Annotated in this window: 20 protein-coding genes; 5 read left to right on the forward strand and 15 right to left on the reverse strand. The window is 72.7% G+C overall.

Annotated elements, in window-relative coordinates; all coding sequences use genetic code 11:
- Positions 1 to 97 precede the first annotated feature (97 nt).
- Together rpmI and infC are read right to left on the reverse strand one after the other, a co-directional pair.
- A complete protein-coding gene (rpmI, locus tag VT50_RS14915; protein WP_046089415.1) occupies positions 98 to 292 on the reverse strand; it encodes a 50S ribosomal protein L35 in 195 nt (64 codons plus the stop codon).
- A gap of 148 nt (positions 293 to 440) precedes the next feature.
- Entirely contained in the window at positions 441 to 1,058 is a 618-nt protein-coding gene (gene infC, locus VT50_RS14920) for a translation initiation factor IF-3 (protein WP_240529178.1), read from the reverse strand.
- Positions 1,059 to 1,500: 442 nt separating this feature from the next.
- Here infC and VT50_RS14925 point away from each other — a divergent pair, with 442 nt between their 5' ends.
- Entirely contained in the window at positions 1,501 to 1,866 is a 366-nt protein-coding gene (locus tag VT50_RS14925) for a DUF1844 domain-containing protein (RefSeq protein ID WP_046089417.1), read from the forward strand.
- A 128-nt stretch (positions 1,867 to 1,994) separates the two neighbouring features.
- On the opposite strand, the gene VT50_RS14930 is transcribed toward VT50_RS14925, so the two are convergent.
- From VT50_RS14930 to VT50_RS14945, 4 genes are all read right to left on the reverse strand, one after another.
- Positions 1,995 to 2,795, reverse strand: a complete 801-nt coding sequence (locus tag VT50_RS14930; protein ID WP_046089418.1) for an aquaporin — start codon at positions 2,793 to 2,795, stop codon at positions 1,995 to 1,997.
- Between the two features lie 106 nt (positions 2,796 to 2,901).
- On the reverse strand, positions 2,902 to 3,663 hold the full coding sequence (locus tag VT50_RS14935) for an SseB family protein (RefSeq protein ID WP_046089419.1): 762 nt from the start codon (positions 3,661 to 3,663) through the stop codon (positions 2,902 to 2,904).
- A gap of 46 nt (positions 3,664 to 3,709) precedes the next feature.
- On the reverse strand, positions 3,710 to 4,930 hold the full coding sequence (mycP, locus tag VT50_RS14940; protein WP_046089420.1) for a type VII secretion-associated serine protease mycosin: 1,221 nt from the start codon (positions 4,928 to 4,930) through the stop codon (positions 3,710 to 3,712).
- Positions 4,927 to 6,042 carry a hypothetical protein gene (locus VT50_RS14945; protein WP_240529175.1) on the reverse strand — a complete coding sequence of 372 codons (1,116 nt, stop codon included), beginning with the start codon at positions 6,040 to 6,042 and terminating at the stop codon, positions 4,927 to 4,929. Before VT50_RS14945 ends, mycP begins: the two co-directional genes overlap by 4 nt.
- A gap of 213 nt (positions 6,043 to 6,255) precedes the next feature.
- Here VT50_RS14945 and VT50_RS14950 point away from each other — a divergent pair, with 213 nt between their 5' ends.
- The gene (locus VT50_RS14950; RefSeq protein ID WP_046089421.1) at positions 6,256 to 7,452 is read left to right on the forward strand and encodes an alanine racemase; all 1,197 of its coding nucleotides are present in this window, start codon (positions 6,256 to 6,258) and stop codon (positions 7,450 to 7,452) included.
- 14 nt (positions 7,453 to 7,466) lie between these two features.
- On the opposite strand, the gene VT50_RS14955 is transcribed toward VT50_RS14950, so the two are convergent.
- From VT50_RS14955 to VT50_RS14970, 4 genes are all read right to left on the reverse strand, one after another.
- Positions 7,467 to 8,423 carry a DUF2510 domain-containing protein gene (locus tag VT50_RS14955; protein ID WP_046089422.1) on the reverse strand — a complete coding sequence of 319 codons (957 nt, stop codon included), beginning with the start codon at positions 8,421 to 8,423 and terminating at the stop codon, positions 7,467 to 7,469.
- Positions 8,424 to 8,492: 69 nt separating this feature from the next.
- Positions 8,493 to 9,275 (reverse strand): 3-oxoacyl-ACP reductase, encoded by a 783-nt coding sequence (locus tag VT50_RS14960; RefSeq protein ID WP_046089423.1) that lies wholly within the window; start codon positions 9,273 to 9,275, stop codon positions 8,493 to 8,495.
- Between the two features lies 1 nt (position 9,276).
- Complete coding sequence (locus tag VT50_RS14965) at positions 9,277 to 10,707, reverse strand: aldehyde dehydrogenase family protein (protein ID WP_046089424.1); 1,431 nt, start codon at positions 10,705 to 10,707, stop codon at positions 9,277 to 9,279.
- 11 nt (positions 10,708 to 10,718) lie between these two features.
- On the reverse strand, positions 10,719 to 12,086 hold the full coding sequence (locus tag VT50_RS14970) for a glutamine synthetase family protein (protein WP_046089425.1): 1,368 nt from the start codon (positions 12,084 to 12,086) through the stop codon (positions 10,719 to 10,721).
- A 124-nt stretch (positions 12,087 to 12,210) separates the two neighbouring features.
- On the opposite strand from VT50_RS14970, the gene VT50_RS14975 reads away from it, so the two are divergent.
- From VT50_RS14975 to VT50_RS14985, 3 genes are all read left to right on the forward strand, one after another.
- Entirely contained in the window at positions 12,211 to 12,957 is a 747-nt protein-coding gene (locus tag VT50_RS14975; protein ID WP_046089426.1) for a FadR/GntR family transcriptional regulator, read from the forward strand.
- A 182-nt stretch (positions 12,958 to 13,139) separates the two neighbouring features.
- On the forward strand, positions 13,140 to 14,636 hold the full coding sequence (eat, locus tag VT50_RS14980) for an ethanolamine permease (protein ID WP_046089427.1): 1,497 nt from the start codon (positions 13,140 to 13,142) through the stop codon (positions 14,634 to 14,636).
- A gap of 134 nt (positions 14,637 to 14,770) precedes the next feature.
- Complete coding sequence (locus VT50_RS14985; protein ID WP_046089428.1) at positions 14,771 to 15,463, forward strand: gamma-glutamyl-gamma-aminobutyrate hydrolase family protein; 693 nt, start codon at positions 14,771 to 14,773, stop codon at positions 15,461 to 15,463.
- Between the two features lie 27 nt (positions 15,464 to 15,490).
- Here VT50_RS14985 and VT50_RS14990 read toward each other — a convergent pair whose 3' ends face one another.
- From VT50_RS14990 to VT50_RS15010, 5 genes are all read right to left on the reverse strand, one after another.
- Positions 15,491 to 16,216, reverse strand: coding sequence for an alpha/beta fold hydrolase (locus VT50_RS14990; RefSeq protein WP_046089429.1), 726 nt, complete (start codon positions 16,214 to 16,216; stop codon positions 15,491 to 15,493).
- Positions 16,217 to 16,320: 104 nt separating this feature from the next.
- On the reverse strand, positions 16,321 to 17,187 hold the full coding sequence (locus VT50_RS14995; protein ID WP_046089430.1) for a chitosanase: 867 nt from the start codon (positions 17,185 to 17,187) through the stop codon (positions 16,321 to 16,323).
- A gap of 216 nt (positions 17,188 to 17,403) precedes the next feature.
- Positions 17,404 to 18,663, reverse strand: a complete 1,260-nt coding sequence (locus VT50_RS15000; RefSeq protein ID WP_046089431.1) for an MBL fold metallo-hydrolase — start codon at positions 18,661 to 18,663, stop codon at positions 17,404 to 17,406.
- 69 nt (positions 18,664 to 18,732) lie between these two features.
- Positions 18,733 to 19,620, reverse strand: coding sequence for a GNAT family N-acetyltransferase (locus tag VT50_RS15005; RefSeq protein WP_046089432.1), 888 nt, complete (start codon positions 19,618 to 19,620; stop codon positions 18,733 to 18,735).
- Between the two features lie 135 nt (positions 19,621 to 19,755).
- Positions 19,756 to 20,571 (reverse strand): chitinase, encoded by an 816-nt coding sequence (locus tag VT50_RS15010; RefSeq protein WP_046089433.1) that lies wholly within the window; start codon positions 20,569 to 20,571, stop codon positions 19,756 to 19,758.

Raw genomic sequence — 20,571 nt, forward strand, 5'->3', positions numbered from 1 at the left:
GGGCCGCGGGTGACTCACGCGGCCCGGAAACGAATAGGTCCCGGTCGGTCCCGGTCTGGCGCTCGCCTCGCCCCGCCACAGCAGCGGGGCGAGGGCGTCACTTGCCGAGAAGCTTCTTGATCTTCTTGGCGTCGGCAGGGGCCATCTCGACCGTTCCGGCCAGGCGGCGCGTCAGCGTGGACGGCTTGTGCTCGAGAAGGTGGCGGCGACCGGCGCGCTGGCGCACCACCTTGCCGGAGCCGGTGAGCTTGAAGCGCTTGCTGGCACCGCTGTGCGTCTTGTTCTTCGGCATGTCGCCGTCTCTCCTCGTCAGGGCGCTGTCCTGGCGGCCGTGGGCGCGGGGGTCACCGCGATCCGGGCATCCGGAAGCGTCATGTGTTTCGGTTGGTCTCCGGGGCCGTGCGGCTCCGGACGGGCGGTCGAGGCTCACGCCTCGGCCATCACGCCTCGGCGGGCTCCTCGGCGGGCTCCTCGACGGAGCTGACGCCCTGGCGCTCCGCCTTGCGGGCGGCCTGCGCCTCGCGGGCTTCGGCCATCGCCTCGGTCTTCTTCTTGTGCGGACCGAGAACCATGATCATGTTGCGCCCGTCCTGCTTGGGGTTGGACTCCACGAAGCCCAGCTCCTGGACGTCCTCAGCGAGCCGCTGCAGCAGGCGGTAGCCCAGCTCGGGCCGGGACTGCTCACGGCCGCGGAACATGATCGTGATCTTGACCTTGTCGCCCTGCTTGAGGAACCGGACGACGTGACCCTTCTTGGTGTCGTAGTCGTGCGGGTCAATCTTCGGCCGGAGCTTCATCTCCTTGATGACCGTGTGCGCCTGGTTCTTGCGCGCCTCACGGGCCTTCATGGCCGACTCGTATTTGAACTTTCCGTAGTCCATGAGCTTGCAGACCGGCGGACGGGCGTTCGCCGCCACCTCGACCAGGTCGAGGTCGTACTCCTGCGCAAGCTCCAGGGCCTTGGCAAGCGGCACAATGCCGACCTGCTCGCCACTGGGACCGACGAGTCGCACCTCGGGGACGCGAATCCGGTCGTTGATGCGGGGCTCGGCGCTGATGGATCCTCCTCGGTTGCACCACGCGACCGCCTGGCGGACTGCCGCGTAAGTCTGTTTCGGTTGAGACCACCGCGCCGTGACGCACAAAACGCCCCGGACGGTACACAGGCGGGGCTCCTCATTGACCGGGAGCACCGCCGCGACATCACCGCGGGGCGCAGCCTGACCGATGACCTGCCGACCCCGGGGGTCGGGAGGTGGGAGCTGGGGAGCCTCCACTTGTGGGCCGGACACGCACGCGACCGGCCGGTCATTTATCTACGATACCAGCACCCGCGCGGGATGCTCACCTGCCGCTTGCCCGGCATCCGTTCCGGCCCCGCCGCTCTCTCCCGCACTCTGTCCCCGGCGTTTCCGTGAACTCACCCGCCCCGTGCCTACGGCCACGGGCGGACGCCTAGGCTGGAGCACCCCATCCCTCAGGAAGTGAGCCCCGACCACCATGAGCGACGCCAACGCCGGGCAGTCACCGGCCCCCGACTTCGACCGGATGACCCGGGACATCGCGGATGTGCCCGCCGTCGAGGTGATCACCACGGTCGCCGTGCACCTGATGAGCGCCGCAGCGGTCAACCTGGGCCTGGCCGAGGAGGGCCCCCAGCACAAGGACCTGGACGAGGCGCGGAAGCTGATCAACGCCCTGGCGGGGCTGGTCACGGCCAGCGCCACGGAGATCAGCTCCTTCCACGCCGCTCCGCTGCGGGACGGTCTGAAGTCCCTCCAGCTCGCCTTCCGCGAGGCGTCGGCGGTGCCGGACGAGCCGGGGCAGGGGCCCGGCGAGAAGTTCACCGGCCCGATCTTCGGCTGACCGCCCGTCGTCCCCGGCTGAGGCCCGCCGTCCCCGGCCGGGGGTCCGCCGTCCCCAACTGACCGGCGCCCCCTTTCCGGCTGACCGGCGGCGGCCGTACGGCCGCCGGGCCCGGCATCGGCGCGGGCTCAGGCCGCCTCCGGGCCCTTGGTCTCCGGGCCGCCCGCCTCCGGTCGGTGGCCGCCGCGCATGCGTCCCCACGGCCCGGTCGCCGGGGTCGGATGCGCCTCGTCCTCCTCGGCCCGGCCCGCCGGATGGTGGTGGGTGAACCGGTGCACCACGGCGGCGAGCACCCCGCCGACCAGCGGCGCCACGATGAACAGCCACAGCTGGCCCAGTGCGTCGCCGCCCGCGAAGATCGCGGGGCCAAGGCTGCGCGCCGGATTGACCGAGGCCCAGGTCAGCGGGATGCCGATCAGGTTGACCGCGGCGAGGGCGAGGCCCACCGGGACCGGCTCCGCGCCGACCATCGGCACCGCGCGGGTCACCGTGAGGTAGATGAAGACCAGCAGGAAGGTCAGCAGCACCTCGGCGAGGAAGGCCCCGCCCGCGCCCATCCCCACCGGGGAGCGGCCGCCGTAGCCGTTGCTGCCGAAGGCACCGGCCGTCTGGAGCCTGGGCACCTGGTTGGCGAGCAGGAACAGTATCGCCGCGCCCACGATCGCGCCGACGAACTGCGCGACCCAGTACTGGACGGCCATACGGATGTCGATGCGCCGGGCCAGCAGCATGCCGAGGGTCACCGCCGGGTTGACGTGGCAGCCCGAGATGCGTCCGAACGCAAAGGCGATCGCGATCAGCGTGAAGCCGAAGGCGAGCGAGATCCCGAGGGCGTTGATGTAGTCGCCCGCCAGGACCAGCGAGCCGACTCCGAAGAGGACCAGCATCGCGGTCCCGATGAACTCCGCTACGACCGTTCTCGTCTCCATGGCGCTCTCCTCACGCAGATTCCGACCGCCAGTCGCCTAAGCATTGTGGGCGGAATCGGGAGGATTCGCCTGTTGGTCCGCATGGGCAGGGGCCCGGACCCGGCCCTCAGCGGCTGAACAGCGGCTCGCCGGGGACCTGCGCGTCCGGCGGCAGCAGCGCCAGGGTCAGCCCGCGCACCAGCCGCGCCCGCAGCACCTCGTCGGCGGCCAGGGCGCCCGCCACCCGGTGCGCCGTCTCGCGCGCCGGTGCCCCCGGGGCCAGGGCGAGGGCGAGCATCCCGTCGGCGTCCGCCGCCGGGGCCAGATGGGCCCGTCGCACCTCCGGCTCGGCGGCCAGCACGGTACGCACCGCCTCGGCCACGGCCGGGTCAGCGAGCGGATCCGCGCTGGTCCGCCCCTCGGCGAGGGCCAGCAGGGCAGGGCCGGTCAGCTGGTACGGCACCGGGCCCGCGAGGTCAAGGACCAGGGTGTCCGCCTTCTCATGGGCGGTGGCCTCCAGCGCCTGGCGCAGCGGTACGGCCACGGGCCGGGCGTCCGGGCGCCAGCGGGCCAGCGTCTCGAGCGAGGTGAACGCGGGCAGCGCGCGCCGCCCGTCGGGGGCCTGGAGCGTGGGCACCGCCATATCGCTGCTCTTCTCGCGACGCAGCCCGCCCTCCGCGGACGCTCCGCGCGAAGCGGATTCCACCACTTCCGCCTCACCCAGGATCGCCACCACCGGGACGAGCAGCCGGGCGTCGGCGAGTGCGGCCAGCACCTCCGGTTCGGCCGAGCGGTCATCGGCCCAGGCGGCGAGCGCCGCGGTCAGCCTGGGGTCGGCGGACCCGTCGTCGCCGGAGAAGCCGGGGTCGGGAATGTTCTTGAGCGCCACGCCACGAGGGTATCGGCAGCGGGGCGACCGCGGTCCCCCGCATCGCTCAGCGGCCGAACCCCCTCAGCAGCAGCGCCCGCAGTCGCGGTGGCACCCGTAGCGGGCCCGAGCCGCGCCATAGGGATATCGCCGCGATGACCAGGGCGGTGCCGGCGAGCCCGGCGAGGAGGGCCATCTGGTTGGGGCCGGAGTCGTCGTGGGCGCCCTTGGGGTGGCCGGGGCCGTTGCCGAAGTAGCGGTTGGGGGAGGCGGCCGCGGCGGGCCGTTGGGCCTCGGGCTTCATCGTGTCGCCCGCGGTGATCGCCGCCGCCGGGTTCACCAGGCCCGCCCCGAGGGCGTCGCTGCGGCCGCCCTCGGGGGCGTCCTGGGCGGTCCGGGTGAGGAGCCCGCGGATCTGGCGCGGGCTCAGGCCGGGGTGGGCGGCGCGGACGAGGGCGACGGAGCCGGAGACGAAGGCGGCGGCCGCGCTGGTGCCCCAGCCCTCGTAGTAGCGCTTGTCGGGGTCGGCGATGACCACGTCGACGCCGGGTGCGGAGACGGTGGCGTACCAGCGGCGGGTGGAGAAGGCCGCGCGGGAGCCGTAGCGGTCCACGGCGGTCACGGCGATGACCCCGGGGTAGGCGGCCGGGTAGGAGATCCGGTCGCCCTTCTCGCCGCCGTTGCCCGCGGAGGCGACCACGACCGCGCCCTTGCGCAGCGCGTACTGCACGGCGGCGTCCTCGGCGGCCTCGGGGTGGGCGGAGGCGCTGTCGTCGCCGAGCGAGAGGTTGATGACGTCGGCGCCGTGGTCGGCCGCCCAGCGGATCCCGGCGGCGAGCGCGCCGCCACGGGTCGAGCGGGCCTTCTTACGGTCGGCATCGGAGTCCTCGAGGATCACCCGCACCGGCAGGATCCGGGCCTTGGGGGCGACGCCCAGCACGCCCTCGCCGCCGGAGGCACCGTGGCCGTGTCCGGCGATGATCCCGGCCATGGCGGTGCCGTGGCGGGCCCAGGCGCGTTCGCCGCGCCGGGCGCCGAAGCCGACGAGGTCCTTCCCCGGCAGCACCTGGCCTTCGAGGTCGGGGTGGCCGTCGTCGACGCCGGTGTCGAGGACGGCGACGGTGATCCCGGAGCCCTTGGTGGTCTGCCATGCCTCGCGGACGTGGAGGGTGTCAAGCGCCCACTCCTGGGCCTGTATGCCGTCGGCGTATCCGGGCGCGGCGGGCAGCAGGGCCAGCCCGGCGGCGGCGAGCGCCACGGCGAGGCGCCGTCCGAGCGCGGAGGTCATGACGTGCTCTCCGTGAACGCGGCGAGGGCCCGGCGGAATCCGGACTCGGTCGCATCGGCGATGCCCCGGGCGTCGTTGCCGAGGCCGGACTGTGCGGGGGCCGAGGTGGCGCCGCGCTGGGTCGCCTCCCCCGCCGACTGCGGGTCGGTGACCTTACGGCCGTCGGCGAAGCCGGTGACGGTGTAGATGACGGCGGGGGCGTCGGTGAGGATCCGGATCCGCCAACTGGCGCGCTGCTCATCGCCGAAACCGGCCGCGGCGGTGCCCTTGGCGGCGTAGGTGCGGGGCATCAGATCGGTGCGCTCGTCCAGCTTCTCGGTGACGAAGCGCTGCCGCAGCGCCCGCATTCCGGTGGGTCCCGAGGTGGTGATCAGCACCCCGACGGTGGTGACGCTGGTGCTGGTGGCGTCGGTGTACGTGGCGCGGACGAGCCGTTCGCAGCCCACCGGGGCCAGCGCCTTGGCGAGCAGCGGATCGAATCCGCCGCCGCAGCTGCTGTCGGGGGCGACGGCTATCCGGGTCCAGAGGCGGTCGGCGCCGCCGGGGCCCTCGCCCTTGCCGCGCAGGGTGTGCGGGAAGAGGTCGTCCACCGGGATGCTGTGCCAGGCGGAGCGGGCGTGGGCGTAGGTGTCGGCGGTGGACGGCGGGGCGCCGGGGTCGTCGCCCAGCCAGCTTCCGGCCGCCGCCCCGCCGAGCAGCCCCAGCCCGAGGACGAGACTCGCGGCGGCGGCGACCGTACGGCTGCGCGGTCGGCGTCGGCCGCCCGGTCCGCCGCCCCCGAAGAGCCCGCCGGTGCCGCGTGATACACCGGTGCCCGGTGGCGCGCCGGTGCGGGGCGGCGCGGAGGGACGCGGCGGTGCCGGGGGCTGCGGGGGCACTCGGGTGCCGGACGCCCCGGCGGTGCCCGTGGGGAGTGGGACCTTCGCCCGTACGCCGAGGACGGGCGTCTCCGGGTCCGGGGTGAACCCGGGTGGATCCGAGGTGAACCCGGGCGCGTTGGTGGGGCGCGGAGGAGGTGCGGAGGGCCGCTCGGGCGCCGTGCGCGGGGGGTGTGCGGGACGTGGTGGGGGCGTGCCCCGGGACGAGTGCGCCTGTTCCGCGTTGGTGCTCATCCGCACCCCCTCGCACCCGTCGAGACCTGCTTCACCTGGCTCCGTCCGGTTCGCCGCGCCACCGCACCGCCTTTCGGGCAGTCGGGCCCGTATACGGACAACACGCCGCTGACCTGCCGGTCGTGGCGTGCGCGACACTCTACGGCCAGCCGGGGGCCCTGCGCACCGGCCGCCCTCTACCCAGTGGTAATGGCGGTCTGGCAAGCTGCGTCCATGTCCGCTGCCGCCGCTGACCGGGCCCGGTACGACCGGGCCACCGCCCATCTCGAAGCGCCCGTGGCGATTGTCGACCTGGGAGCCTTTGACGACAACGCACGGGATCTGGTCCGCCGGGCAGGAGGCAAACCGATCCGCGTGGCCAGCAAATCGGTGCGCTGCAGGGCGCTGTTGGAGCGGGCGCTCGCGTGCGACGGCTTCGCGGGGGTCATGAGCTTCACGCTTCCGGAGTCGCTGTGGCTGGCTCGCGAGGGGTTCGGCGACGTGCTGCTCGCCTACCCCTCCGCCGACCGGGACGGCTTCGCCACCCTGACCGGCGACCCCAAGCTGGCCGGGGCGGTGACCGTCATGGTGGACGACCCCTCCCAGCTCGATCTGATCGACAGCGTGCGCGCCGGGACCGAAGAGGTCCGCGTCTGCCTGGAGTTGGACACCTCGCTGCGGATGCTCGGCGGGCAGGTGCGGGTCGGAGCGCTGCGCTCACCGCTGCGCGAACCGGAGCAACTGGCCGCCCTGGCGCGGGCGATCGCCGACCGCCCCGGCTTCCGGCTGGTCGGGCTGATGGCGTACGAGGGGCATGTGGCGGGCGTGGGCGACGCGGTGCCCGGGAGCCCGCTGCGCTCGCGCGCCGTCCGGCTGATGCAGTCCGTGGCGCGCCGCGAGCTCGCGGCGCGCCGGGCCGCGGCCGTCCGGGCGGTGCGGGCCGTGGCGGACCTGGAGTTCGTCAACGGCGGCGGTACGGGCAGTGTGCAGCACACCGCCGCGGAGGACGCGGTGACCGAGATCGCCGCCGGGTCCGGGCTCTACCAGCCGCGCCTGTTCGACCACTACACCTCCTTCCGGGGCCGCCCGGCGGCCCTGTTCGCGCAGCCGGTGGTGCGCCGCCCCGGGGTGGGCGTGGTGACCGTGCTCGGCGGTGGCTATCCGGCGTCGGGCGCGCCGGGCCGGGACCGGCTGCCGGTGCCGTATCTGCCGGAGGGGCTGGTGTACGACTCGATGGAGGGGCCGGGCGAGGTGCAGACCCCGCTGCTGGGCACGGCCGCCGACGATCTGCTGATCGGCGACAAGGTGTGGTTCCGGCACGCCAAGGCCGGTGAGCTGTGCGAGCGGTTCGACACGCTGCGGCTGGTCGAGGGGGACCGGGTGGTGGCCGAGGTGCCGACGTACCGGGGCGAGGGCAGGACGTTCCTCTGAGCTTTGGCCCCCGGCTAGACCGACCGGCCGTCGCCCGCCAGCGCCTCGATACCCTTGACGATCTTGTCCATATCGCCGAGCGGCGGCGCCTTGTCGCTCTCGTCGAACCCGAAGCGCACCAGCACCATCGTGTCCGGCACGGTGGGCGAGGGGAACACCACCGACTGCACGATGCCGTCGTCGCCCTTCTTCGTCACCACCTTCCAGCGGACCAGATAGCCGTTCTCGCCCGCGACCTGGACCTCCGACGCCTTCAGCTGCTCGTGGGAGGTGATCCCGCCGTACGCCTTGCGGTCGGTCTTCCCGTCGGTGCCGTAGGACTCCTCGGCGTTCCGCGCGATGTCCTCCTTGGCTATGCCCTTGGCGGAGGTGGCCTTGTAGCCCGCGGCGGTCCGGGAGAAGGCGCCGCCGCGCACACACTCGGTGGACGGGTCGCCCGGGCAGGGGTAGCGGGAGGTGGTGACGCCCGCGCCGCCGGAGCTGCTGCGCCCCGCCTGCCAGCCTGAGAGCACCGGCAGGCTGATGCCGTTGCCCTGGTCCGGGGCGGTGTCCGAGTCGTAGCTCGGCGGTGCGCTGGGGCTCTCGGTGGGCCCCTGCGAGGGATCGTCCGGGCCCGGGGCCCGGTCGTCCCCGCCGTCCGGCGCGGAGGTGCCGGGGGCGGGGCCGGTCTGGGCGTTCCCACCGCCGTCGCCGCCGTCGCCCAGCAGCACGATGCCACCGACGATCGCGGCGACGACGGCGACGACGGCGACGGAGAGCGCCGCGATCCTCGGCCCGCGGCCGCGGGCGTGGCCGTGCCCGTCCTGCCGCCCCGGGAGGTACGGGGGCGGCGGGGGGCCGAACGCCGGGTCCGCGGCGCCCGAGGCATCACGGGTGTACTCGGTCCAGGCCGAGCCGTCCCACCACCGTTCCATGGCGGGGCCGTTACCTGCGTAGCCGGGATCGGGGTACCAGCCGGGAAGCGTGTTCATGGTCACACGGTCAGCCTATGGCCAGGGCTGGTGTCCGTACACAGCGGATGCCCGGACTGCGCACCTGGACTACAAAGGCGTGACATATGCCCCGGCGATCCCGCCGTCCACGAGGAACTCGGCGGCGTTGACGAAGGACGCGTCATCGCTGGCCAGGAAGGCCACGGCGGAGGCGATCTCCTCCGGTTCGGCGAACCGGCCCACGGGCACGTGCACCAACCGGCGCTGGGCCCGCTCCGGGTCCTTGGCGAACAGCTCCTTCAGCAGCGGGGTGTTGACCGGCCCCGGGCACAGCGCGTTGACCCGGATGCCCTCGCGGGCGAACTGCACGCCCAGTTCGCGGGACATGGCCAGCACCCCGCCCTTGGAGGCGGTGTAGCTGATCTGGGAGGTGGCGGCGCCCATCACGGCCACGAACGAGGCGGTGTTGATGATGGATCCCCGGCCCTGCCGCCGCATGTACGGCAGCGCGGCCTTGCAGCACAGATAGACGGAGGTGAGGTTGACCTCCTGGACCCGCTTCCAGGCGTCGAGCCCGGTGGTGAGGATCGAGTCGTCGTCGGGCGGGGAGATCCCGGCGTTGTTGAAGGCGATGTCCACCGAACCGTAGGTGTCGAAGGCGGTCTTGAAGAGCGCGTCGACCTGCTCGGGGTCGGTCACGTCCACGGGCACGTAGAGCCCGCCGACCTCGTCGGCGGCGGCCTTGCCCGCGCTCTCGTCGATATCGGCGCAGACGATCCGCGCGCCCTCGGAGGCCAGGCGGCGCGCGGTGGCCAGGCCGATGCCGCTGCCCGCTCCGGTGACGACGGCGGTACGGCCCACCAGACGGCGGCACACGGGGGTCTCGGTCACGTCACTGCTCCTCGGTGCTGATCTCGGTGCTGATGAAGACGTTCTTGGTCTCGGTGAAGGCGGCAAGGGCGTCGGGGCCCAGCTCCCGGCCCAGGCCGGACTGCTTGTAGCCGCCGAAGGGGGTGGCGTACCGCACGCTGCCGTGCGAGTTGACGGACAGGTTCCCGGCGGCGACGGCGCGCGAGACCCGGACCGCGCGGCCCACGTCGCGGGTCCAGATCGAGCCGGACAGGCCGTAGTCGGTGGCGTTGGCCAGCCGTACGGCGTCGGCCTCGTCCTCGAAGGGGAGGACGACCGCGACGGGGCCGAAGATCTCCTCCACGGCGGCGCGGTCCCCGGGGCCGGTGGCCTCCAGCACGGTGGCCGGGTACCAGAACCCCTTGCCCTTCGGGGCCTCGCCGCGGATCGCGGCGGGCGCGTCCTCGGGTACGTAGGACCGTACGCGCTCCCGCTGGGCGGCCGAGATCAGCGGACCCATGGCGGTGGCGGGGTCGGCCGGGTCGCCGACCGCGAAGGAGGTCACGGCGGGCGCCAGCAGCTCCATGAACCGGTCGTAGACGGATGCCTGGACCAGGATGCGGCTGCGGGCGCAGCAGTCCTGCCCGGTGTTGTCCAGGAAGGAGCCGGGCGCGGCGGCGGCGGCCCGCTCGAGGTCGGCGTCGGCGAAGACGATGTTCGGGCTCTTGCCGCCGAGTTCGAGGGTCACCCGCTTCACACCGGCGGCGCACTTCGCCATGATCTCCTTGCCGACGGCGGTGGAGCCGGTGAAGACGACCTTGGCGACGCCGGGGTGCTCGACCAGCGCGGCGCCCGCGACCGGCCCGGCCCCGGGCAGCACCTGGAACAGCCCCTCGGGCAGCCCCGCCTCCAGGGCCAGTTCGGCCAGCCGGAGCGCGGTGAGCGGGGTGGTTTCGGCCGGTTTCAGGATCACCGCGTTCCCGGCGGCCAGGGCGGGCGCGGTGCCCCAGGCGGCGATCGGCATGGGGAAGTTCCACGGCGCGATGACCGCGACCACGCCCAGCGGCTCGTGGAAGGTGACGTTCAGTCCCCCGGCCACCGGGATCTGGGCGCCGCTCAGCCGCTCCGCTCCCCCGGCCGCGTAGTCCAGCAGATCGCGCACATTGCCCGCCTCCCAGCGGGCGTTGCCGATCGGATGGCCCGCCTCGCGGACCTCGAGGGCGGCCAACTCCTCGATGTGCCCGTCCACGGCGGCGGCGAAGCGGCGCAGCAGCCGGGCGCGGTCGGCGGGTGCGAGCGCCGCCCAGCCGCGCTGCGCCCCGGTGGCGCGGGCCACGGCGGCGGCCACCTCGTCCGGGGTGGTGGCGGGGACGGTGGCGATGACCTCCTCGGTGGCCGGGTTGAGGATCCGGTGCTCGTGGGGGTGGTGGTGCTCGTTCGGGTGGTGGTCGGGGTGCGGGTGCTCGTTGCTCACCTGGTGGTTCCTCACATGCGCTCGAAGGACCGGAAGCGCTCCCAGTCCGTGACGGCGGTGTCATAGGCGTCCTGCTCGACGCGCGCCATGTTGAGGTAGTGCTCGACCACCTCGTCGCCGAAGGCGGCCCGCGCTATGGGGCTGTTCCGCCACAGCTCGGCCGCGTCGCGCAGCGAGGTCGGGACGTGTTCGGCGTCGCCGGTGTAGGCGTTGCCGGTACAGACCTCGGGGAGCTCCAGCTCCTGCTCCACGCCGTGGAGCCCGGCGGCCACCATCCCGGCCACGGCCAGGTACGGGTTGACATCGCCGCCGGGGAGCCGGTTCTCCAGCCGGTGGGAGTGGCCGTGGCCGATGATGCGCAGCGCGCAGGTGCGGTTGTCCGGGCCCCAGGCGACGGCGGTGGGCGCGAACGAGCCGGGGCGGAACCGCTTGTAGGAGTTGATGTTCGGGGCGTAGAGCAGGGTGAAGTCGCGCATCGCCGCGATCTGTCCGGCGAGGAAGTGGCGCATGGTCTTCGACATGCCGTACTCGCCGTCGTCGTCGGCGAGCACGGGGTGTCCGGCCTCGTCGCGCAGCGAGAGGTGGATATGGCAGGAGTTGCCCTCGCGCTCGTCGTACTTGGCCATGAAGGTGAGCGCCATGCCCTCCTGGGCGGCGATCTCCTTGGCGCCGGTCTTGTAGACGGCGTGCTGGTCGCAGGTGGTCAGGGCGTCGGCGTAGCGGAAGGCGATCTCGTGCTGGCCGAGGTTGCACTCCCCCTTGGCCGACTCGACGGTCATCCCGGCGGCGCCCATCTCATTGCGGATGCGGCGCAGCAGGGGTTCGACCCGGCCGGTGCCGAGCACGGAGTAGTCGACGTTGTACTGGTTGACCGGGGTCAGCCCGCGGTAGCCGGTGTTCCAGGCCTGCTCATAGCTGTCCCTGAAGACCATGAACTCCAGCTCGGTGCCGGTGTACGCGGTCCAGCCGCGCTCGGCCAGCCGGTCCAGCTGGCGGCGGAGGATCTGGCGCGGGGAGGCGACCACCGGGCTGCCGTCGTGCCAGGCGAGGTCGGCGGTGAGGAGGGCGGTGCCGGGGTTCCAGGGGGTGCGGCGCAGGGTGGCGGTGTCGCCGTGCATGGCGAAGTCGCCGTAGCCGCGCTCCCAGGAGGACATGGCGTAGCCGTCGACGGTGTTCATCTCGGTGTCGACGGCGAGGAGGTAGTTGCAGCCCTCGGTGCCGTGTGCCAGGACGTCGTCGAGGAAGAAGCGGGCGGCGAACCGCTTGCCCTGGAGCCTCCCCTGCATATCGGTGAAGGCCAGGACGACGGTGTCGATCTCCCCGGCGGCGACCAGTCTGGTCAGCTCGTCGACCGAGAGCGGGGGCGTGCGGTCTGCCACGGTGGGGCCTCCTGCGTCGGAGAATTCGGGGGGCGGAGGGTGCGAAGAGGGGGTTGCTGGGCGTGGGGGTGGCCTTAAGGTAATCCCACAGACCTTTGGTTGGGAAGTAGGTGCGGACGGTTCGATGAGCGAAAGCGGGAGCGGGAGCGCGGCGGACGACCGGCTGGCGCCGGTACTGCGCCCGGTGCGGTCGGGGAACGGCTTCGAGGAGGCGCTGGAGCAGATACTCCAGGTGCTGCGGCTGGGGCTGGTCCCCGACGGCGGCCGGCTCCCGGCCGAGCGGGAGCTGGCCGACCGGCTGCGGATCAGCCGGGTGACCCTGCGCGAGGTGCTGAAGGTGCTCCAGGACCAGGGGCTGGTGGAGAGCCGCCGCGGCCGCTACGGCGGCACCTTCGTGCGGGCCAGGCCAGAGCCCGCCGAGGGCGGCGGCGAGGACGAGCTGCGGCGCCGGGTCGAGGCGGTCGACGTCGAGGACACCCTGCGGTTCCGCGAGGTCCTGGAGGTGGGCGCGGCGGGGCTGTGCGCCGCGCACGGGCTGGACGCGGGGCAGACGCGACGGCTGCGGGCGGCCCTGGACGCGACGCGGGACGCCCCGCTGGCCGACTACCGCCGGCTGGACACGATGCTCCACCTCACGCTCGCGGAGCTGGCGGGCTCACCGTCGCTGGCCGCCCAGTACGCGGCCGTCCGCGCGAGCGTCAACGACCTGCTGGACTGCATCCCGCTGCTGGTCAAGAACCTCGAGCACTCCCAGGCCCAGCACGGGGCGCTGGTCGAGGCGGTGCTGGACGGGGACGCGGACGGGGCGCGCGAGGTGATGCGGGAGCACTGCGAGGGCACGGCGGCGCTGCTGCGCGGCTTCCTGGTCTGAGCTGCGCCTGAGCGGACGCCTGACCGACTCCTGAGCTGTGTCTGACCGGCGACTGACCGGCCAGCCCCGGAAGTCCTTAACCACGGTTTTACGCAGAGGTCTTGCGCATCGCCGACGGGAAGGCAAAGGTATGGCCCCACACCTTTGCCATCGCCCCCTCGTGTGGAGCAGGAGTGTCCCCCATGGCCGACGGTAACGAATCCGCCCGCACCGAACCCGCCCGCGTCTCCGTCGGTGGCGCCCCGCCGGGCGGCGGCCCGGCGCCATCCCCGGAGGACGCGTATCTGGAGCGCCGCAAGCTGCGGCGCGGCAGCGCGGGCCCGCTGCTGCTGACCGGCCTCGGCGTCGCCTATGTGGTCTCCGGCGACTTCTCGGGCTGGAACTTCGGCCTGGCGGAGGGCGGCTTCGGCGGTCTCGCCATCGCCGCCCTGCTGATGGGCCTGATGTACGCCTGCATGGTGTTCGCCCTGGCGGAGCTGGCCGCGATCCTCCCCACCGCGGGCGGCGGCTACGGCTTCGCCCGGCGCGCCCTCGGCCCCTGGGGCGGCTTCCTCACGGGGACGGCGATCCTCATCGAGTACGTCCTGGCGCCCGCCGCCATCTCCATCTTCATCGGTGACTACGTCGAGTCGCTCGGGCTCTTCGGCCTGGAGTCCGGCTGGCCGGTCTATCTGGCGTGTTTCGTCATCTTCATCGGCATCCACCTGTGGGGCGTGGGCGAGGCCCTGCGGTTCAGCCTGGTGGTGACCGCCATCGCCGTCGCCGCGCTGGTGATCTTCGCCGTGGGCGCACTCACCGACTTCGACGCGGGCTCGCTCAACGACATCCCGGCGGACCACTCCTCCTTCGGCTCGAGCTCCTGGCTGCCGTTCGGGCTGCTCGGCATCTGGTCGGCGTTCCCCTTCGGCATGTGGTTCTTCCTGGGGGTGGAGGGGGTTCCGCTGGCGGCCGAGGAGACCCGGGACCCGGCCCGTACGCTGCCGAAGGCCATGGCCTGGTCCATGGGCATCCTGCTGCTGCTCGCCCTGTTCACCTTCCTCGCGGCGACGGGGGCGCGCGGCCCCGGCGCCGTACAGGACGCGGGCAACCCGCTGGTCGAGGCGCTGCAGCCGGACGGCAAGGCCACCGTGCTGTCCCGCATCGTCAACTACGCGGGGCTCGCCGGGCTCGTGGCCTCCTTCTTCTCCCTGATCTTCGCCGGTTCGCGCCAGCTGTTCGCGCTCTCCCGGGCCGGTTATCTGCCCCGCTTCCTGTCGCTGACCAGCAGCCGCAAGGCCCCGTTCCTGGGGCTGCTGGTCCCGGGCGCCATCGGCTTCGCCCTCGCGGCGTGGACCGGCGACGGCGCCCGGATGCTCAACACCGCGGTCTTCGGCGCCACCATCTCGTACGCCCTGATGTCGCTCTCCCACATCGTCCTGCGCCGCCGCGAACCGGGCCTGGAGCGCCCTTACCGCACCCCCGGCGGCACGGTGACGTCGTCCCTCGCCTTCGTCCTGGCCTGCTCGGCGCTGGTGGCCACCTTCCTGGTGGACAAGGACGCGGCCTTCATCGCGCTCGGCGTCTACGCGGTGGCGCTGGCCTACTTCGCCTTCTACAGCCGCCACCGCCTGGTCGCGGCGGCGCCGGAGGAGGAGTTCGCGGCGCTGGCGGAGGCCGAGGCGGAACTGTCCCGCGACTGAGTCCGTTCCCGCGGCGGAGAACCCCCGGCCGAGAGCCGTCCGGCGACCGACAATGGTCACCACGGCAGCGAGCGGGTCCCCACGACAGCGAGCCGTCCCGCGGCCGAGCGGACCAACGAAGATCGGAGTCCTCGGTGTCCAAGCCCCTGATCGGCGTCAGCACCTATCTCGAAACCTCGGCGAGCTGGGGCGTCTGGAGCCTCCCCGCCGCGCTGCTGCCCTCGGGCTACCACCTGCTGGTCCAGCGCGCGGGCGGCCTGGCGGCGATGCTGCCGCCGGACGAGGACCCGGCCGCCGCCGCGGGCGTCGTCTCCCGCCTCGACGGGCTCGTGATCTCCGGCGGACCGGATGTGGAACCGGCGCGGTACGGGGCCGAGGTGGAGCCGCGCACCGGGCCGCCCGCGCGGGTGCGGGACGCCTGGGAGCTGGCCCTGATCGACGCGGCCCTGGCCGCGGGCACTCCACTGCTGGGCATCTGCCGCGGCCACCAGCTCCTGAACGTCTCCCTGGGCGGCACCCTCGTCCAGCACCTGGACGGCCACGCGGGCCCGCCCGGCGTCTTCGACCACCACGAGGTGCGGCCGGTCCCCGGCACGCTGCTCGCCGGGATCCTCCCGGAGCCGTTGTCCGTCCCCACCTTCCACCACCAGTCCGTGGCCCACCTGGGCAAGGGCCTGACCCCCTCGGCCCACGCCACGGACGACGGAACGGTCGAGGCGGTGGAACTGCCGGACGCCGAGGCGTTCGTGCTGGGCGTCCAGTGGCATCCGGAGGCGGGCGACGACGTACGCGTCATGCGCGCGCTGGTGGAGGCGGCGTCTGACTGAGGCGGGGCGGCCCGGAGCCGGGCCGCTTCAGCCGAGCTTGAGCAGCAGTTCGGTGAGTTCACCCGGCAGGGTGATCATGCAGTCGTGGCCGGTCGCCAACTCCCACACCTGTGCCGGGGCGCCGTTGGGCTGGATGTCGGGGACGGGCCGCCGGGTGATGCCCTCAGGCACATGGGCGACGCAGTGGATATGCGTCCGCGGGATCGCGTTGACGGCCGGGTTGTCCAGCCGGACCGGCTGCTGGAGGCAGCGCACCGGCTGATCCGACACCATCGACCGCAGCCACGCCACGTCCGCCGGGTCGGTGACCCCGAACAGGCCGTACGGCGGCGGCATCCCGGACGGCGGCGGCACCCGCCAGCCACTCTCGGACGCCAGCACCCGGTCGATCAGCCCTCGGACGGCGGGCATGACATCGGCCGCGCTCTCGCCGTCCTCCGGAACCATCGCGTCGAGATAGACCAGCTGCCCGATCCGGTCCGGGACCCGGTTGGCCGCGGAGGAGATGACCAGCCCGGCATAGCTGTGCCCGACGAGCACCACATCGGTGAGGTCTTCTTCGGTGATCAGCCCGACGATGTCGTCGACATGGGTGTCCAGCCCCACCTCCGGACCGGCCAGATGCGCCGTGTCGCCGTAACCGGTCAGCGTCGGCGCCAGCACCCGGTGCCCGGCCGCCGTCAGCAGCGGGACCACCCGCTCCCAGCACCGCCCGCTGTGCCAAGCACCGTGCACCAGCAGATATGTCGACATAGTCATCTTCTCCATCCGCGCACAACGAAGCGGGACACTGTCCCGATTAAAGATATGGGACAGTGTCCCGCTTAGCAAGCGGCGACCGGCGCGGCGGTCAGGAGTTAGTTGATCTCGTACGGGTCGCCATAGACCTGCCAGCGCAGCGGGGGCGTCAGGTCGAAGTTCTTCTCGTTGAGGAACTTCCGCTGCTCGGTGTCGACCCGGCTGGTGTCGCTGTGCGCCTCCTCGCTCTTCATGGCCTCCACGCGGGCGTCGAGGAAGGCGTTGAGGTAGGTGGTCTCATCGCCGCCCTGCGCCGGGGGCTTGGCGTGGGACAGCGCGGCCTTGCGGATGCCGCCGAAGCTGTACTCGCTGTCACCGGGGCCGTGCATCACGATCGCGTCGTAGTAGATGAACTGGCCGAGCGCGCCCAGGCCGTCGTCCTTGCCCTGCTGGACGGCCGGGTTGAAGTAGACGCGGTCGCGCTCGTGCTCCTGGGCGTCCTGGAACGCCTCGTCCTCGGCGGCCTTCTTCCAGTCCTTGGTGAAGTCGGGGTCGAGGCCGTCGTGGGAGTCGCTGCCGTCGACCTCGCGCAGCGCGGGGAGGTACTTGGCCAGGACGTTGTCGGGCTTCTGCTGGGTGTAGTGCTCGACGAGTTCCAGCATGTCGCCGGTGCCGGAGCAGAATCCGATGATGCCCGCGGTGTAGCCGCGGCCGTCGCCTATGTCCTCGATGTACGAGAACTGGGCGCGCCAGTCGAGCGAGGAGTTCTCGGCACTGGAGACCAGCTTCATGGCGATCTCCTTCTTCGCCGGGTCGTCCAGATCGCTCGCCGCCGCGGCCTTGTGCGCCGAGTGGGTGTGGAGCGCGTCCGACGAGGACGGCAGGTGGTCGGACGCCTGCCCGACTCCGACGCCGGTGAAGACGAGCGCGGCCGGTACCGCGAGGGCCGCGGCCGCGAGGCCGATCCTCCTGGGCAGGGGGGACATGGGGACTCCGTTCCTTGTCGACTGTGGGGGAAGTGCGCGCGGCCGTCCCAGGGCGTGCCGGAGCAGCCCGGACCCCGAGACGATCCGTTAGGAACCTTTCCTAACCATTCAAGCGAGCACGTCGTGTCCACCACAAGGGTTTCGACGCCATTGAGCGTCATGGAGCGCCAAACGGCTCGTGCCGTGCCGCCCCGGGAGGCGGCGCCAACCCCCGTGTTACGACTGGGGGATGGGCATCGCGGGGTCCGCGCCACCGGTCGTCCCGGGACGCTTTCCGGTCGTCCCGGACGCCCCGGCGCCGGACGGCCCGGCGGGAGCGCCCGGCTCGGCCGCCCCCTCGGCCGCGGCCGGTACTTCGGCCACCGGACGTGCCGCGATCGCCCGCCACCACGGCTCGAGCGGCAGCCCCTGCTCCGGTTCGAACGGCTGGCCAGGGCGCGGAACGGCCACGGTCGCCCCGGTCTCCTTCCCCGCCGTCACCGTGCCCTCGGCGGGCTCCTCCCACGGATGCGGGGCGAGGTTGAAGGTGCCCCAGTGGATCGGCAGCATGATCCCCCGTGCCGGGTCCCCGCCCTGCAGATCGAGATGGGCCCGCATGCCCTCCTCGGGGGTCATATGGATGTCCGGCCAGTAATCGGAGTAGGCACCAATCTGGATCATGGTCGCATCGAACGGCCCGTACGCCGCGCCGATCTCCGCGAAACCGGGGAAGTAGCCGGTGTCCCCGCTGTGGTAGATCCGGCGCCCGGAACCGGCCACCGCCCAGGAGGCCCACAGGGTGTGCTGGGTGTTGCGCAGGCCGCGACCGCAGAAGTGGCGGGCCGGGGTGGCGGTGAACGTGAGCCCGGCGACCTCGGTGGACTCGTGCCAGTCCAGCTCGGTCAGCCGCTCGGCCGGGACGCCCCAGCGCTCCAGATGGGCTCCCACCCCGAGAGGGACGACGAACATCGCGTGGCTCCGCACCAGCGCCCGGATCGTGGGCATGTCCAGATGGTCGTAGTGATCGTGGGAGATGACCACCGCGTCCACCGGCCCCAGCTCCCGCAGCGGCACCGGCACCGGGTGCAACCGCTTGGGTCCCACCATCGAGAAGGGCGAACAGCGCTGCCCCCAGACGGGGTCGAACAGCACCCGCCGCCCGTCGATCTCCGCCAGCACACTGGAGTGCCCCATCCAGGTCAGCCGCAGCCCGGAGGCGGGCGGGGTGGCCAGATCGGCGACGGTGGTGGGGTACACCGGCACGGTCCCTGCCGGGGCCCGGCGAACGCGCTCCTCCTTGCGGAAGTAGGTGGACGCGAACTTCAGCAACGAGCCGGACGGGACGGTACGGGCCCCCACCGGGTTGACGAACACACCGTTCGCGAAGTTCGGCGACCGTCGGATGCGCTCCATCCGCTCCCCGCTGGGATCCGCTCCGAAGGCGGTGGGGCGCAGGGCAGCGGTGAGCCGGGAACGTGTCGGATGGGAGCCGGTCACGGGGCCTCCAGGGTGAGAGGGCGGGAGCACTCCAACGCGCGGTGCCATTGGGCTGCAATGACACAACTCTTACGAGGGGTGGCCTTGTTCCGGAACGGCGCGCTCGGCCGAGCTGAAGGACAGCAGCAGGTGGTCCTCCAGCGGGCGGTAGCCGAGACGCTGGTAGAGGGCGTTGCTGGTGGGGTTGTCGAGATCGGTGAAGAGCAGGACCTCCCGTGTCCCGGCGGCCCGCGCGGCCCCGCTCACGGCGGCCGTGGCGGCTCCCGCGTAGCCGCGTCCGCGCAGCTCGGGCGGGGTGTAGACCAGGGCGACCCGGGCCATGTCGGCGATCGTACGGCTGATCCCGGCGCAGGCCACCGGTCGGCCGTCGAGCTCCCATATGGTGATCCCGTCGTGGCCGAGCCTGTCGTCCACCTGCCGGGCGACGTCGCCCCTCAGCGCGCCGGTCTCGCGGGCGAACGCCTCGTACCAGGTGATCAGCAGGTCCCGGTCGGCGGTGGTGGCGGCCCGGGGCCGCCCCGGCGGGGCGGGGTCGGGCGGGGTGAGGGCGTCGAGCCGATAGAGCCGGTGGGTCTGCTCGACGGTGCTCACCGCACCGGTGAGGCCATTCCAGGCGGCGGCGAAGGTCTCGGCGGTCCCGCGCCCGGCGTTCACCCCGGTGACCTTCAGCCCGCCGTCCCGGGCGAGGGTGCGGGCGAGGGCCCGGGCCGCCTCGCCCGAGAGGGCGGAGAGCAGCGGTGGGTAGGGCGGGGTGCACAGGAACGCGCCCTCCACCGCCCCGCCCCCACCGGTCCACCAGCCGTAGACCGGCGGCTGATCGCCGTATCTGTCGCTGCCCGCCACCGTCAGGGAGGAGACCACCGTGAGCAAGGTGGTGTTCCGGGCCGGGTGGGTGCGCAGGAAGCCACCCGCCGCGGCCCGGAACTCTTCGAGGTCGTACGTCACCGTCCACGCCATGCGCTCCAGGCTCGCGCGCGGCGACGGAACGGCGCACCTCATTTTCCCCGCTTCCGACCGGACGGCCGCTCGGCGCCGGTCATCAGCGGTCAACCGTCGGCAGCCGGCCGGCGGCGGCCGGTCAGCAGCAGCCGGTCAGCAGCTCAGGTTGGAGCCGGGGGTGGTGCCGAGGATCTGCACGAACCGCTGGTAGGCGTCTATTCGGCTCTGCACCTGGCCGGGGTTGCCGCCGTTGCACTCGATGCTGCCGTTGATCGCGCGGATGGTCTCGCCGAAGCCCCGCTCGTTGACCATGGCGTCGTGCGGGGTCATCGAACCGGCCCCGGACTGGGTGTTCCAGAACCACAGCGCGGTCTTCCAGGACACCGCGGCGTCCTGCTCCACCAGCCAGGGGTTGCCGAGCAGATCGATGCCGAGGGCGTCGCCCGCGGCCTTGTAGTTGAAGTTCCAGCTGAGCTGGATCGGTCCGCGGCCGTAGTACGCCGCCTGGCCCGCGGGGCAGCCGTAGGGCTGGCTCGAGTCGCAGTAGTGCGGGTAGTTGGAGGTGTCCTGCTCCACGACGTGGACCAGGCCGCCGGTCTCGTGGTTGACGTTCGCCAGGAAGGCGGCCGCCTCCTGCTTCTTGACGGTGTCGCTGCCGGTGTTGGCGAAGCCGGGGTAGGCGCTCAGGGCGTCGGTCAGACCCTGGTAGGTGTAGAACGAGTTCCGGTTCGGGAACATCTGGTTGAACTGCGCCTCGGACACCACGAAGGCGGCCGCGCGCTTGGTCTCGGCACCGCACCGGCCGGTGTCGCCGGTGACGGCCGCCTTGTCCGCCGTCAGGCTCGGGGAGTCACACGCCGCCCGGTCGGTCGTCCCCGCCGTCGAGGCTGAGGCCATGGGCATGACAAGCACACTCGCACACACCGCCGCGGTCGCCGCGAGCGGTGCCAGAACACGTCGTCTCCACAT

The organism is Streptomyces antioxidans, from assembly GCF_000968685.2.
GTDB lineage: Bacteria > Actinomycetota > Actinomycetes > Streptomycetales > Streptomycetaceae > Streptomyces > Streptomyces antioxidans.

What these genes read in the sequence shown, in the direction of transcription:
- rpmI (WP_046089415.1), bottom strand. Translation starts at nt 292, where the DNA reads ATGCCGAAGAACAAGACGCACAGCGGTGCCAGCAAGCGCTTCAAGCTC.
- VT50_RS15005 (WP_046089432.1), bottom strand. Translation starts at nt 19,620, where the DNA reads ATGGCGTGGACGGTGACGTACGACCTCGAAGAGTTCCGGGCCGCGGCG.
- mycP (WP_046089420.1), bottom strand. Translation starts at nt 4,930, where the DNA reads ATGACCTCCGCGCTCGGACGGCGCCTCGCCGTGGCGCTCGCCGCCGCC.
- VT50_RS14995 (WP_046089430.1), bottom strand. Translation starts at nt 17,187, where the DNA reads ATGTCCCCCCTGCCCAGGAGGATCGGCCTCGCGGCCGCGGCCCTCGCG.
- VT50_RS14930 (WP_046089418.1), bottom strand. Translation starts at nt 2,795, where the DNA reads ATGGAGACGAGAACGGTCGTAGCGGAGTTCATCGGGACCGCGATGCTG.
- VT50_RS14925 (WP_046089417.1), top strand. Translation starts at nt 1,501, where the DNA reads ATGAGCGACGCCAACGCCGGGCAGTCACCGGCCCCCGACTTCGACCGG.
- VT50_RS15010 (WP_046089433.1), bottom strand. Translation starts at nt 20,571, where the DNA reads ATGTGGAGACGACGTGTTCTGGCACCGCTCGCGGCGACCGCGGCGGTG.
- VT50_RS14990 (WP_046089429.1), bottom strand. Translation starts at nt 16,216, where the DNA reads ATGTCGACATATCTGCTGGTGCACGGTGCTTGGCACAGCGGGCGGTGC.
- VT50_RS14955 (WP_046089422.1), bottom strand. Translation starts at nt 8,423, where the DNA reads ATGAACACGCTTCCCGGCTGGTACCCCGATCCCGGCTACGCAGGTAAC.
- VT50_RS14950 (WP_046089421.1), top strand. Translation starts at nt 6,256, where the DNA reads ATGTCCGCTGCCGCCGCTGACCGGGCCCGGTACGACCGGGCCACCGCC.
- VT50_RS14975 (WP_046089426.1), top strand. Translation starts at nt 12,211, where the DNA reads ATGAGCGAAAGCGGGAGCGGGAGCGCGGCGGACGACCGGCTGGCGCCG.
- eat (WP_046089427.1), top strand. Translation starts at nt 13,140, where the DNA reads ATGGCCGACGGTAACGAATCCGCCCGCACCGAACCCGCCCGCGTCTCC.
- VT50_RS14945 (WP_240529175.1), bottom strand. Translation starts at nt 6,042, where the DNA reads ATGAGCACCAACGCGGAACAGGCGCACTCGTCCCGGGGCACGCCCCCA.